The organism is Leptospira adleri (genome assembly GCF_002811985.1).
Classification (GTDB): Bacteria; Spirochaetota; Leptospiria; order Leptospirales; family Leptospiraceae; genus Leptospira; species Leptospira adleri.
Window position 1 is genome coordinate 40023 of sequence record NZ_NPDU01000029.1, and the last position, 14970, is coordinate 54992.

10 protein-coding genes are annotated in these 14970 nt (G+C 40.9%); 3 read left to right on the forward strand and 7 right to left on the reverse strand.

Annotation, left to right across the window (positions count from 1 at the left end):
• Positions 1 to 137 precede the first annotated feature (137 nt).
• The 6 genes from CH376_RS12565 to CH376_RS12590 all read right to left on the reverse strand — a co-directional run bounded on the left by CH376_RS12565 (position 138) and on the right by CH376_RS12590 (position 5227).
• On the reverse strand, positions 138 to 449 hold the full coding sequence (locus CH376_RS12565) for a hypothetical protein (protein ID WP_100787444.1): 312 nt from the start codon (positions 447 to 449) through the stop codon (positions 138 to 140).
• 367 nt (positions 450 to 816) lie between these two features.
• Positions 817 to 1563: a hypothetical protein gene (locus tag CH376_RS24435; RefSeq protein WP_207767208.1), complete on the reverse strand. Its 747-nt coding sequence runs from the start codon at positions 1561 to 1563 to the stop codon at positions 817 to 819.
• Positions 1541 to 2374 (reverse strand): hypothetical protein, encoded by an 834-nt coding sequence (locus tag CH376_RS12575; RefSeq protein WP_100787443.1) that lies wholly within the window; start codon positions 2372 to 2374, stop codon positions 1541 to 1543. Before CH376_RS12575 ends, CH376_RS24435 begins: the two co-directional genes overlap by 23 nt.
• Positions 2371 to 2973 (reverse strand): Tom20 family protein, encoded by a 603-nt coding sequence (locus tag CH376_RS12580; protein WP_100787442.1) that lies wholly within the window; start codon positions 2971 to 2973, stop codon positions 2371 to 2373. The genes CH376_RS12575 and CH376_RS12580 overlap by 4 nt, the downstream gene beginning before the upstream one ends.
• Before the next feature lie 5 nt (positions 2974 to 2978).
• Positions 2979 to 4349, reverse strand: coding sequence for a Kelch repeat-containing protein (locus tag CH376_RS12585; protein ID WP_100788116.1), 1371 nt, complete (start codon positions 4347 to 4349; stop codon positions 2979 to 2981).
• Complete coding sequence (locus CH376_RS12590; protein ID WP_100787796.1) at positions 4346 to 5227, reverse strand: LA_3334 family protein; 882 nt, start codon at positions 5225 to 5227, stop codon at positions 4346 to 4348. The genes CH376_RS12585 and CH376_RS12590 overlap by 4 nt, the downstream gene beginning before the upstream one ends.
• 326 nt (positions 5228 to 5553) lie before the next feature.
• Between CH376_RS12590 and CH376_RS12595 the strand changes: the two genes are divergently transcribed.
• The 3 genes from CH376_RS12595 (at position 5554) to CH376_RS12605 (ending at position 14023) form a co-directional block, all read left to right on the forward strand.
• Positions 5554 to 12549 carry an RHS repeat-associated core domain-containing protein gene (locus tag CH376_RS12595; RefSeq protein WP_100787761.1) on the forward strand — a complete coding sequence of 2332 codons (6996 nt, stop codon included), beginning with the start codon at positions 5554 to 5556 and terminating at the stop codon, positions 12547 to 12549.
• Positions 12550 to 12657: 108 nt separating this feature from the next.
• Positions 12658 to 13086, forward strand: coding sequence for a hypothetical protein (locus CH376_RS12600; RefSeq protein ID WP_125231995.1), 429 nt, complete (start codon positions 12658 to 12660; stop codon positions 13084 to 13086).
• A gap of 256 nt (positions 13087 to 13342) precedes the next feature.
• A complete protein-coding gene (locus tag CH376_RS12605) occupies positions 13343 to 14023 on the forward strand; it encodes a hypothetical protein (RefSeq protein ID WP_125231994.1) in 681 nt (226 codons plus the stop codon).
• Positions 14024 to 14543: 520 nt separating this feature from the next.
• Here the strand turns inward: CH376_RS12605 and CH376_RS24870 are convergent.
• Entirely contained in the window at positions 14544 to 14759 is a 216-nt protein-coding gene (locus CH376_RS24870; RefSeq protein ID WP_100788119.1) for an LIMLP_19325 family protein, read from the reverse strand.
• Positions 14760 to 14970: the final 211 nt, after the last annotated feature.

The following is a 14970-nucleotide window of genomic DNA, read 5'->3' on the forward strand; positions in this document are numbered from 1 at the left end:
TTGCTCTTCCCTGTATGTTCTACAGGGGGAAAATCAAATATTCTAAAACGGGATATTTTGAATAAAAATAGAGCAAACTATGAATTTAATAGAAACTTAATGTAGTTTTGTCGTAGGGTGTATCGCTATAACTTGGACTAATTGAGATTCTTTGAAAATTCAAAAATACCTGGATTTAGAATTTCGCACCAATGTGAAAGAGTGGCGTCACGAATGGAATATCTGTAGCCTGTTCCAGGTCGCTTAATAATTCCGTCTTCCGTAACCTCTCCTACAAAAAATTCACCCGAGATTGAGCGCAGTAAAATCTGTTCCCCTGACTTTATTGTCGGGGATTCGTTTTGAAATTCTTTCCAGTTCACATCCTTCTCCAAATTAAAAAATTCATGATTAATTTCTAAAGAGAAATGGCCTCGATAAAAATCAATGCTATTTGGTAAATTCTGCAATTTAAAGGCTTGTTTTCTACGTTGTTCGCCTTTGATTGTAGGTAAATTGGAACTGTGTTCTTTTAAATATTTCGTTCATTAAACGACAGATTTTAAGGCACTAGGGTTTTGCGGTATTCGATTCTAGATTTTTTGTAAAAGATCTATTCCGAAATCCTCTTTATATTAACATTTTTCGCCGATTCACAATTTCTATTTTATGCCTTCTCTGAGGCTTCTTTTTTTATATATAAATGGTACAATCTCATTTGATTTTTATACTTGAGAAAAATTTAGGGCTTTATCGAATTTTGAAATGAGGGATAGAGCAGAGGCCAAATCGAGATAGAACTTTAATACGTTTCGCGAAATTAATATCAATTCCGAATTAATTCTTAATTAAGTAGTTTTCCGAATCTAAGATAAACCTTCTAACGAGTTTTATGATCATACGATTGTGAATTCGTAAAACCTCCTCATTGGAATTATTGTAATACAATCCTCTATGAATTGAAAAATACCCGAAATAATCTTTTTGAAAAATTTCCGTATTGGATTTGTTTTCCCTGATGCTAAAATTCACTTCTACGGTGCATTTTTGATGAATCAAAGGAACTCCGAAAAACCCTAAAAACAGAGCCGCAAAGCTTATGGCAAATGTATGCAGGGTTTCTTGACAAAAATAGTGTTTCGTTTTGCCGGTAATTAGTAAATCCGAGCTAAAATCTTTCCCTGGATCGGAATCATTGATTTCATTTATATTGAATCGTTTTTTCAAGTTAATCTTTAAGTGTTTTTTTAGCAAGGTTTCAGCCGGGATTCGTTCCTCGCCAACATCATCGAAAGGAGAATAATTTTCATTTGGTGCTGATAAAACAAGGGGGAGAAACGCAAGAAACATCGCATTGATTCGGAAGGAATCATCCGGATTCTTTTCAAATTTGAGGCTTATTGTTTTTAATTCTTTCTTCTCGCGCAACTCGATATTCTCAAGTTTTTCGTGTTGATAGCGGTAGAAGCAATTTAGTTGCGAACAGACGAGGAATACAATTGCCATCCTAATCATTTTTATATTTGTCCAACTATTCAAAAAGCTATAACCAACTATTTTATTAAAGATTAAATCCAATTCCAAACTTTGCAGAATATTCCTGAAACGACCAGATATGTCTTTGTTTAACATCGAGTAAATTATGAAAGCTTCCGGTTGTTTCAGCATAAGCGTCGTAATTGTTCCCGACTGCTTCTCCTAATAAATAGACTTTTTCGCTGATAAAGAAACGTGAACCGATGATAATACTCGATTGAACTATTTTGGTGTTGTAAATCGCTTCTCTCCCGTAACCGACGGAAAGGCGAATATATGGATCAAATATTGAGTTTTCAAGAAAGTGATACGAGAGATGAAAGTTAAAAGTTCGAATTCGTAGAAATGAATTATCGTGGTAGGTAATATAGGGTAGAGCATTTTCTAACTTGATGAGTGAATCAGTGGGTATATTTTGAGATTCCGGAGAAGCGTATCGAAGAATCCCGATACCAAAGAGATAGTCAAGTTTTGGATAGGAAAGATTAGAGGCTTGAAACTGAGCGTTGTTCAAGCTGAAGCCTAATCCAAATTTGGATTGAATTAAATATTCAAAAAGAAAGGAAGCATTTTGCCCGGCCACTTTAGGTTTCGGAGCTTTGTCGAAAGCATAAACACTCGCAATCTTGTCTCCTGGTGTTCCAAGTTCATTCGCATAAGGCCCGATGATTTCGATATTGTCGTATTTTACTTCCCGGTCCATAGAGCTACCGTCGATTTTATTTGGGGTCGCATTCAAATATTTAAGTCCTTCTCCATAGGTGGCTTCGAAGAAGAGCGGACCTCTTTTGTTTTCTGCGATTATCCCGAAAGAAATAAACATGATTCCGATTACGGAGAATTTAATTGTCTTGGTCATTTTTTTCTCCAGATAAAAATCGTGAGTATGAAATTCAAAAAAGAAATGATCGCGAGCGTAACAAGGGCCGCTTGATAGTATTTTTCTTTCGAATTGACCTTTTCGTTTTCTTGATGGTAGGTCCTCGTTTGCAATAGAATCGAATTCAGCTCTTCTTTAATATCCGCCACCGAACGATATATCTCAGAGTCCAAAAGAATCACTGTATTCGATCCTGAACCTTTTCCCAAGGAAGCCTGCCCAAATCCTCTCTGGCTTGGCATTTTTCGTAGATTCTCAATTTCCGATTTCAGTTCTTGGTTCAAAGGCCATTTGAGATATGCCTTTTGAAAGAACTGTTTTGCTCTGTCGTAATTCCCCCGCTTCTTTTCTTCTCGTGCGATTCCGATCCAGGCTCTTGTAAGAATGAACTCTGCTTTTGGATCTGATGGATTGTTTGTGAGAAGAGAGATTGCGAGACTCTCCGCTTTCGAGTATTGACTTTCTTCGAGGAGACGTTCGCCGTCTTCATGGCTTCCGGCCATTACGTTTTCCTCGGAAAATAAGCCGAACGAGAGAAAGAGTAGGGTATAGAGAATGATTTGAAAGATCGATTTCATTAAAGTTACCTGTCGATTCGAATGACTTTGTGAGCATAACGCGCTCTTGGCATCTTCTGAGTTTCCGTCGTCCATGTACTTGCGATCGGATTTTGTAGACCGATCGAATAAACGACATCGCTTGGAATATTCAAAGCTGTAGCACCACCAAAAACAAATAACTTTCTTGTTTCATACGATGCTTGAGTTCCTGGATAATAAACGGAAGTAGGAAGAATAGGGCCAATGGTAAACGCTCCCGATCCAATTTGAGAGAAGTCAGTTCTGTTGGAAGGAGTAATGGAGCCAACCGGTTGTAAGGTGCTTGTTCCAGTGGAGCCACCGATAACCGCAAACCATTCCGGATCCGTCGGAAACAAATCCGAGTTCAAAGGTTTTACGCATGCAGAACCGGAGCCATGTCTTGCGAGGTTGATAGAAGGTTCTCCCGCACTTGTGGTTGAATTTACAGAGGGAACATATCCATCCGAAGTGACTTGAGCCGAACCATCTGCGTTGAATCTTCCGCCCGTGAATAGTATTGAACCGTTTAATCCGCAACCGGACATATCGACTCTTGCAAAGATTGCTGTGAGTGACACATAACTTTGCCAAACGCCGCTTGGTCCGATTCCGGGAAAGAATCTGGAAACCGTATTCAAAACGGTACCCGTTGTCATGTCGGTCGTTGTCGTTCCTGCAATGATAAAGATTTCTTCGCCTACGGAAGCGATGACCCCGCCTTGATTTGCGGTAGGCATGTCGGCTAACGTTTTCCACTGATCCAAATAAGGATCGTAGACTTCGGTTTTCTTGGAAGCCACATACACACCGGCTTGTTTTTCTAAACCACCGATTACATAGATTTTTTCTTTGTGGGAGACTACGTTTGCAAATGCGCGGGGAGTTGGAATCGAAGTTGCGGCTGGAAACCAAGTGGAAGTTACCGGATCATAGAAATCAATCTGCGAAACGGGATTTGCATCAGCTCCAATCCCGCCTACGACCCAAAGTCCACGGGTTCTATTTGGAAAATCGCTTACCCAAGTTTTGAACGCAATCGGAACCCCTTGGAGGTTGCTAATATCCGAAGAACAAAAGACAGAAGCGATATAATCGGTGTTTGATTCTAGGTTTTGAAGAGTCATGGAATGAATCTTTGCATTTTCTAAACTGATACTCGCCGATTCAATTCCACCTCGTCCATAAACAACGGATCCAGGTTGAGAGGAAGAACATTCCCAGCTTATCGTAGCTGATCTTGGACCCAGTTGTGTGACAAGGACAAGCGTGACTTTTGCGGTCTCTGCCTCATGAATATTTGAAAGAGGAGAATTTTGGCAATTCTGGAAAAAGGAAAGTAACAAGATGAAAGTAATTTTGAAAGAATGTTTCATAAAAGAAGACCCCAAGAGATTCTTAAACCAGTTCTACAAAGAGAATCACCGGATTCTATCGTGCATTGTGAACGAACACCAAGCCTAAGTCGAGAACCGTTGTTTAGGTCCCAGGCCCAACCGACTTCGCTTAACAATTCCGGATCGGTTCCGTTTACGGATCTGGAATTGCTCTTCCACTGGATCGCAGTAACACCTCCGCCAAAGAGAAAGTAGGGTGCAGAGGATCCGAATTGTTTTCCGAGATAGAAGGATTGATTCCAAAGGTTCACAGAACCTTGCGTTGTGGAAGGGGCGGTAGCATATTCCGAGAGAAATCCAAAAAACCAAAGAGGACGGCTTAGAAATCCTTTTTCTAAAAAAAGTCCAGCTCCGCCGGTAACTGGATTTGTATGAAACCAAGCTCCGTGATTTGCTTGTGTAAAAAAACTTCCACCCACAAAGAGCTGATTTTCGCCCGATCGGCCTGAAAGATATTTGTCAGGTAAATCAGGGTTTTCGTTATCCGATTCTAAAGATTTGGAATTTGAATTTTGAATCTTCGCTTTTTCGATTTCTACAAAACCGAGCTCTGTTTTAAAGGTTAGTCGGTCTTTCTTTCGCTCTACGATGATTCCGCGAACCGTGCTTCCATCCGTTAGTTGAAATTCAGAATACTGATAGGAGGATTCCGGGCCTTTTCTTGCGTAGTCGATTCTTTGAATCTCAGACTTTGGAATCCTGTACAATCTTCCTTTCCAACGGAGACTAACGGTATCCGCGCTTTCGTTGATTTCATCCACTAAGAATGCGTTGCCTGATTTGAGAAGAAGTTCGGAAGAGAATAGCGGAGTTGCTAACAAGTGTAAGGAGACAATAACGTATCTAAAAATTTTCACTGTGACTTTGCCAATTTTTCCTTCGATCAGCAAGTTGGAAGTGCATCATTTTTGTAAATTAATTAACGATTTTGTTTCAAGACATTTACCCTTAGTACAATAAATCACAGTGAAGATTTATTGTACTAAGGGTTGTCGCTTGTTCCTTATTACTAGGTTTTTTATAATTCAAAATTTTCTTTAGAGAGCGGAAATACAAAAAATATTTCCTAGTTTGTCGGAAGTTTTAAAAAGTGTCAAAATAGTATCATTGCCTAGGCGATTCTGTTTTTGGAGAATTCTTAGTGAAATGGTTCCTTTGATACAAATAGAACTGGAGTTTTTGGATGAAATCACGCGGACTTCGCATTATTACTTTAAGTTTTGTTATCCTTTTTGTTCTTAATTTTTCTCTGATTCGATCCGTTAGAAATTTTTTTAGCTCGATGGCCGCGGCTGTCACAACAGGAATTCCACAAAAACTTCCAGTCATTGAAGCAAATCACGATGGTTCTGCTTCCACATCGATTTCGATAGAAGTTCCTCAAGGAACGAAGGGAGTGATTCCGTCCCTTGCCCTTTCCTACAACTCACGAGGTGGGAATGGAGTGGTCGGGGTAGGCTGGGATCTTTCAGGTATTCACACAATTTCCAGAAATCCTTCTTTTGGAATTAATTACAACGGTACCGATTCTTACTCTTCCTCGTTAGCTGGAGAACTAATCGATGTTAGCGGAAATCGATCTGCTTTTCACTCTCGGAAAGAATCTTGGATCCAATTTGTTCCCCAAGGAAGTTGTGGGGACGGACCTTGTTCTTGGGTCGCCACTGACAAAGATGGAAAGAAGTTTACTTTTGGCGGTACTCCAGACTCAAGAATCGGAGCGATTGGAAGAGCCGCCGGTTCGATTCGAGAATGGGCTCTCAGTCGGGAAGAAGATTCTTTCGGAAACGGATATAACGTAACTTATACTCCGATGGACAATACAAACGGAGACTATTATCCTTCTACGATTTCTTACAACAATCGTCAGATTCAGTTTTCGTATGAAAATCGAACCGACAAGTTTCCAAATTATTCGCAAGGCTCGATTGTAAAAATGCAAAAGAGACTCGATACGATCGAGGTTTTTATTGCAGGAAGTTCTTTTAGAAAATACGATCTGGATTATACCACCGGTCCCGTAACTGGTCGTTCGATTTTGCAAACCCTGAAACGGTCGGGAAGTAATAACTTCGGAGTGGAAAACTATGATGATCTTACATTTTCCTATTCCGATCACGCGGGGCAGTTTTCTATTATTGGAGTTGGAACCGCAAATCGCTCGAATCTTGGTACGATGCCTGTGTTTGTTCCGGACTTTTTATTGGATATAGCGAATGTATTTTTTAACCAAGAGCTTCCGTATCATCCTTCCTACTTAGATTCCAATGTAGATCTTGCTATGCAGTTTATAGTCAAGATGCCGGTTCCCGATCGGAATGCTTGTAACGCGGGTCTTGCTTCTTGTTTGTGTGCAATCATTCCCATGTGTACCGGCGGTAATCCTGCATTCTTCAATTATGTAGCCACAAATTGCGCGGCCTTCCAAGGATGGGGTGGGGTGAATGGATGCTTGAACGGTATCGATTCGGCTTTGGTTGCTTGGGTGTCGATGGACGTAAACGGGGATAATATCAGCGATTTTGCAACCTTAAACGGGGATCAAAATAACGGGAGCATTCATCTATCCGGAAATTTGATTCAAGCAAATGGAACTTCCGTTGCTTTTGCTGATAGCGCAAATCTTCCGATCTATTACAACACATTCTACCAAGCCGTCGATTTAAACGGAGATGGTAAGACTGATTTCGCATACGAATACAACGGAAATCTCTGGGTCATTTATTCGAATGGGAATTCTTTTTCCTCTCCGACTCAGTTTAGCAATGTAAACATGGACGGGGCCGTTCGGAATATGACGGTTTTCAGTCCGTATGAATATCAATATCAATACTCTCCTCAGAACCCAACACCGGTTACAAACGACAGAGCGTTAAAAGATTATTTTGCAGATTTTAATGGAGACGGATTGGCTGATTTTGCACACTACTCTGGTGGATCATTCCAAATCTATATCAACCGTAAAACCTATTTTGATAACCCGATTTCTGTCTCCGGTTCTTCTGACTTTTTTATCAACGCGATGATTGACATGACCGGAGACGGAAAGGCGGATCACATACAGTTGGTTCAATCTTTTGACAACTCGGTTTTAATCGGACTCAGTGCACAAAGAGATGCTCTGAATAATCAGATGAGCATTCTTCAACAACAAAATCAAAGGGCGCAGGATGTTGTAGACTTGATCGGTTCCGGCAATGCGGCTTCCATCAATCCAACTGAATTTCAATACCTGATCGACTACTTTAACATTCACTGTGGTTTTGGATGCGTTTTAACTGTTGCGGCTTTGCAAGGTTCCAGTGGAGGAACGACTTTAACTCCTGCCAATGCCGCAAGCCTTACCAATGATCTTCAAAACATCGTAGCAAATGAAATCGGTCCTATCGCACAACAAAGCCAGACGATAGGAACTCAGATTGGAGCGATCCTTGCCGCAGGGACAGCAGGAACCGCGACGTATGCAATTCAAGTTCGGTCCTTTAATACAAATAACGGAACTTCTCAAGTAAGAACGTATCCGCTCAGTGGTTCGATTGATCCTTTTAAGAGCACGCTTACGGATGCAAACGGAGACGGAAATCTTGACTTCGTTAGTTTCTCAGGGACGCAAGCAGTCGTTTCTCTTTTTACTGGAAACGGATTTTCCAGTCCGATCTATACTTCCTTAAACTCAGGAGATCCTACAAAACTAATTCAGTTTAACTTCGGAGAAGTGAACGGGGACGGTTTTCCGGATCTGGTTTTGATGAACTTAGGAAACAATCAATACGAAACGTATCTTTCTAAAGGTGATGGAAGTTTTGTACTGAATTCTTCCTATTCTTTCGGAAGTTTTTCCTTTAATGAATTCAACGATCCTGCCGGAATTAAACGTTCGGACTCATATCAAATCTGGCTTCAAGATATGAATAACGACGGGATCTCTGACTTGAGTGTTGCGTATATTTCAGCGGACAAAACCGTTGGACAGGTTTCCTATCGTTACAACGCGGCTCGAAATTCCGGGGAGGATATGCTCCAAGTGGTTTCGAATAACTCCGGTGGTCAGAGATCCTTGGTTCAATACGGACTTGCAAATTTGCATACCGGCGCGGTCGTTTCGGGTTCCGGGAATTATCCGAATCTTCCGAATACTTCTCCGAGCTATCTCGCAGTTCAAACAACGCAAGAGCTTTCGGCTGGAATCGTCAAAAGAACCAATTATCAATATTCAAATGATCGAGTTTTCCTAGGCGTGAGAGGAATCGGTAGAGGTTTGGGATTTGCTTCGGTAAAAGAAACCGATGTGGATACAGGATTTTATTCCATCACGGATTATTTTCAAAACGACTATCGATTGGCAGGAGTTCCGCAAACCACGAGAAGTTACAACGCTCTGAATAATCTCCTCAGTTCTTCCAGTAATTCTTCTTTTAGTTTTCCAAATCCGTTTGGAACGGAGATTGCAGTCGCGGGTGCAGTTACTTCGAACGTTTACCAAAACGGAAGCTTGGTCACTACTTCTTTGAAATCAATCACTTACGATTCCTTTGGTTTTGCGACAAGCGAAGCGGATTCCTTAGGGTCGCATACGGTTACAAACACCACTCAATATATTCATGATACGACTTCTTGGAGAATTGGAAGAGTTCTCCGAACCAGGAAGAATGTAGATGGAACCTGGGTTTCCGATACGCAACTGAGCTATTCGGGAGACAAGATTCTTACACAAACTCAATTTCCTTCGAGTGCGTCTCCTTTGACTTCAACTTTCGGTTATGATTCTTTTGGAAATGTGACTTCGGTTACAGATCCGAGCGGTGGTGTGAGTTCGATCGTTTACGATTCTTCTTTGAATCTTTTTCCAATTACGAAGACAAACGCTCTGGGCCACAGTTCCACTTGTGTCTATGATCCAGAACTCGGATTGGAATTAACCAAAACGGATCCGAACGGTGCGACGACTACGATGACGTATGACGCTTATGGTAGAATTTTGAGTGTCACGTATCCGGGGAATAGCAGTCCGAATGAAACGTATTCCTATTTGAACACAGGTCTTTTTGATCTCAACAATTTGTCGAACAACGAGTCGGTTACGAAGAACATCACGGATTCAGTGAGCGGGAATACGAGCACCACCCAAACCTTCGAAGATCCGATGGGAAATGTAATTCGGTCTGTGAGCAATACATCTCTTTCCGGTGTGAATCAAATTCAGGACAGCATTTATGATTATACGCAAGGCCATTTGATTCAACAATCCAATTCTTATCTGAGTATTCAAACTCCGCAACAAACGAGATATCAATACAATGACCCTGACGGGAATTTGACTACGATCTTAGAGCCGAGCGCAAACGGAACGATTCAAACGAATATTACCCGTTCAGGATTTACGGAAACGAAATCGATATTGTGTCCTGACGGCTTGACTTCTACTTTGAGTGAGACAAAAAACGAAATAGGTCAAGTGGTAAGTCGAACGAATCAGGGAAGAACCACTCAGTATTCTTATTCTCCCTTTGGAGGGATTGCAAGCATCACCGATCCGGGTGGATTGACCACGACGTTCGGATACGATTCGCTGGGACGAAAAGTTTCGACCCAAGATCCGAATTCGGGAACTATTACGCTTTCCTATGATTCCAATTGGAGAATTGCAAGTCAAACCGACGCAAGAGGAAAGACGATCAGTTTTACATACGACGGTTTGGGAAGAATTCTCACACAAAGCACAAACGGCCCGGAAGCTCCGATCCAGTATGTGTATGACGACGGGAGTGTTCCGTTTTCAAAAGGACGCATAACGCAGGTGACGGACGGGACGGGGAAGGCGGAATTCTTTTACAGCCAAAAAGGAGAGGTGATTCAGCAGAAAAAATACATCGATGATATCATCGCTATATTCAAAGCCGACTATGATTCACTTAGTCGACCGCTAACAAAAACCTTTCCGGATGGAACGAAAACTCACAACCAATACACGATCAGCGGAACGATCGGGAATATTACGATGGATTCAGCGGACGGAACGAGCATTGGCCACTCTGTTGTGAGCTATCAGGGCCCGTATCTGGATACGAACGGCAACCCATCGATCAAGCGAGTAACCGGGAACGGTGTGACGATGGAAATCGCATACGAACCGATCGAAAGAAAACCAATCGCGATCGTAACGAAGAAACCGGATGGAAGCGTGATCGGAAATACGGAATATACGTATGACGGAAAAAGAAATATTACAAGGATTGACGACAGATTGAATCCGGGAAGGACGCAAACTTTCACGTTGGACAATCTGGATCGAGTGATTTCTGCGACGGGAAGATACGGAACGCAGAATTACTCTTACTCTGCAAATGGGAATCTTTTGCAAAAAGGCAACTTCACACTCAACTACGGAGACGGAAGCCACGCAAACGCAGTGACGACGGCTACCAGTTCGAGCACGGGGACGATGAACTACTCTTACGACGCGAGTGGGAACATGGTTTCCAGAAATGGCGATGTTCTTCGTTATGACAGTTTTGGAAAACTGATCGAAATCACACCGAACGGTGGAACCGCTTCGATCAATTACAACTACGACTATTCAGGAAGTCGAATCAAGACGGTATCCGACACCGCACTTACAACGACGTATTCGTTTGGAGACAGTTACGAAATCGTAAGGTCTTCCGGTTTGCCCGAAAAGCACACAATCTATGTCAAAGGGTTAGAAGGTGAAATTGTCGCTCAGTGGACGAGGGAAGACGCGACTTTGCAATTGGCAGATTCGACCTTAGAAGGTGAAAATCACGTTGCAACTTCGATTGTGGGAACTCTCACAAAACCATTTTGCAAAGATGTGACTTCGGATTGTGGAATTTATTGGAAGAATCGAATTGGAAAACAAATTTATTCGTTCTTGGGATATTCTTCCTTTTTTCAAGAAGGAATTCCTACTAAGCTTTACAACGCGCTCTACTTCTTAATCTTGCTGGGAGTTCTTTACCTCGCATACCCTTACTTTCTGAGAGGAAACGCTCTTCTGCAAGAATTGTCTTGGAAAGGAGTGGGAACTCCCGCTTTGATTCTTGCAATGTTCGTGATTACTTCTCTTCCTGGTTGCGGAATATTGCCGGGAGGTGGTGGGCAAGGCGACCCGCCTTGGGTTCTTGCGATGGGAGCTAACGTAAACCCAAGTGTTCCGAGTATTCAGAACGGAAACTCAGGCGCATCCGGGGGAGGAATTAACGGAGGAACTCCCGTTAATGGAATGTATTTCTATCATCCGGATCATTTGGGATCAGTGACGATGATAACGGACGGGTATGGAAATCCAGCATCAGGACCAGAACCGGGCGTGAGTTATGTTTCGTATGAACCTTACGGATCCATCAACAGAAATGATTCTTATGGTCCCGATATCTTTCGATACAAATACACGGGTCAAATAGAAGACAAAGAATCTGGGCTTTATTTTTACAAAGCAAGATATTACGAGCCGACTTTGGGACGATTCTTGCAAGCGGACAGTCAAGTGATGCCTAACGCAGTCAATGGTCTCAATCGCTATATGTATGTGGATGGAAATCCTGCGAAGTTTAGAGATCCCTCAGGGCACGTTGGTCTACCGGGGTTGATCCACATGTTTAACCGGATCGTTGGTCATGCAATGGGAAAGGATTTTAATTCCAAAGGTAATGACAAAAAGCTTTCCGCCAACGGTATCTCAACTGGGGGAAATCGATTTTTCCATAATGCCACGTTCGTACCAAAAGGGCGATACCATTTAAAATTGGGAACTTTCTTTGATACTACAATAGGGCGGAAAGGAATATTCGACTGGATTAAGAAGCAAACAGATCCAGTAATTAAAGCAAATAATAATGCCACTTCCGAAGCTCAAGATAATTATAGTCAGGAACCGGTAACTTATGAAGAAGATTGGGTTAGAAAACAAGTAAAAACATATTGGGTGAATTTAATCTGTAAAACTCAAAATGATTTGGCTTGTGCTTTAATACAAGGTTGGGCATTTAAAGATTATGCAGACAAAGCTAGACGATGGAATAGTAAATTAGTTAACGATGCTCAAGTCGGAGTAAATTTTACTGGGTTTGGTGCAGACGGTAGTGTAGAATTTGATGGGCTTTATTACCATAATTCTGGAAACGATACTCCAAGTTATAGCGATAATACGCAAAAATAGGTATAGGTATGAAACAGTTTACATTTTTCAAATTTCTCTTTTTAGTCCTTACATTGAGTTACTGTAATATTGTTACTGATATCCATCAAAAAACCGATGGAAGGGGGGATGATTACAAACACAGAAAATGTTTTATTGAGTGCGTTGAGAGAAGGATTGCAGTCAATCCCCTCCCGAATGGAAAGGATTACTACGATGCGTGCTGGCCAGTTTACGTTTTGGGGTGCTCAAATTAGTCATTTAATCCATTTTTCTAATTTAATAAAATTTCTAATCCTATTTATTTTGTTTTTTGCATGTAGCTGGATAATTGCAAAGGAAGTTAAAGGAAAAAAATCAAATGAGCCAATAGTCGATTTTGAAAGCATAGAGAAATCAAAAGTTTGTAATAACAAATTGGATCAATGTTTATCTGATTGCCTTCGGAAATATCCTCATTGGAGGGATTTCCGTCAAAGTAGGTGCAGAGATTATTGTATGCTTGATTATAAAAATAAATGTGATGCTCCGGTTTATATTAAATCAAATCGGATATAGGAATTACTTTAAAGCGAGTATCGTGCTGAAGAAAGAGAAACTGATTTTATGAGCTCAAATACAGCCATTTTCGTTTCTATTTATGCTTATGAAAAGAAATAAGATTCTCCTCATTCTGTGCATTTTGAATTCTGTTGGTCTTCAAAATTGCAAACCTAATCACGGAGATGATAAGACATCTCTTTTGGCTTTGCTATTTACATCGAATTACGTCGCGGGTTGTGCAACCCCAAAAATAACGACTTCCGATTTGCCCTTGAAGTTTATATCATTTTCCATTTTAACAACACCTTATGTCGGTGGGCTGGCGTTTGTAGAAAATTTAGAATTTGGCAGGAGGGTGAATTTAAAAATGACCACCTCGGATCCAACTAAATATTCCCCGCTTTTCTATAAAGCAACTAGTCCTTGTGATGTTCCCCAAAATTATTATAACTATGTAACTTCCTATCGTTACTTCTTAGCAAGGGGGACCAACATTAACACAACGGTTACTCCACTGACTGGGAATTTAATGGTCATGAGTTCCTCAAAGTTTAGTCCAAAAGTTTTCCCTACGGATATTTCGATCTCACTGGATTCTAAGGCAATTTGTAAAACGCCCGTCATTGCAAATGGAACAATAAAGCCAATGCCTTTTGATTTCGAGGGTGCCACCTCCATAGCGATTGTAAAGATCGATAATTACGTTCCGAATCAGCAAATTACTCTGACCTCGACAACGACTAATCTTGGAAATTTTAATCCGCTGGCGGTTCCTGGAAGTGATCCTTGTTTCCCGACTTCCATTAAAGACATTCCCCTTACGATCAATGCAGTTTCAGTTAATCAAATAAGCTGGTTTTCTTCCACTGCTTCCGGACCACTTACGATTCTTTTTCAGTATCCGGACAGTACGGCCTCAGCGCCGACGGATATTCAAATCCAACTTCAATAGAATAAGGATCGTCTTTGAAAGTTGATAGTGCCTGTGGAATGAGATACAATCTTACACTCGTCACCTTGCTGATATGTTTTTCATTTTATTGCAGGGCAACTAAATATAACGCGAACCCAAAGAGAATGGATTTAGAAAGACTGTCTCATAGAGTCGTTGTTAGCCAAGAAGACCGAAAATTACGCTTATGCTATACGGAAATGGATAATTGTTTTTCGGATTGTAATGATCAATTCTCGACAAGCAAAGGGGTAATTATATTTCCAGAGGAAGTTGCCGAGATGCTTGCGTTTCGGTACTAAGAGAGTCTACGGATTGTATGATTTACTATCAATCGAGTCGAAAGTAAGGATTTATCTCAGATAAAGGAAGTTTTAAAACTTTCGGATCCTAAAAAGAAAAAAGATTGAAAAATATTTCTTTAAAATGGATTTATCAAATCTTTAGAATCCGAAAAGGAATGGCTCTCTCACAATTCGGTTTTAGTGGAGAGGTCATACGGGATCCCGAAAAAGCCATTTTAATCTTCTTTCGAGAGTATAGTCCCAACATCTACGGGCGTTCTTGAAAATGAATTCCTACTACTAACAAATCGAAGGGCAGTTCTGTAGCCTGAATATTTTAGAATTGCTTCTCTATCTAAAGGGGTAAGTTCGATTCCAAATAATTTCTCATGCTCATCTAAATCGCTCTCTTTCAATTCGACGGCCTTTAATTTCATATAATGTCTATTCATCTGACCTTCTGTAAAACCAATAAAATAATGACACCAAAAGAATACAGGAATAAGGAAACAAAGGTTACTTGTTCTAAGTTTAAAATAGATAGTGTCCTTAAAGTTTCGCACAAATGAGAACTTGAGAAGAGCTCTCCTCACACGATCAAGCCATGAGCTTTAAAGTTTTTAACTCTTTTAATTTCTCCATGTCAACATACTTTTTAGTTCC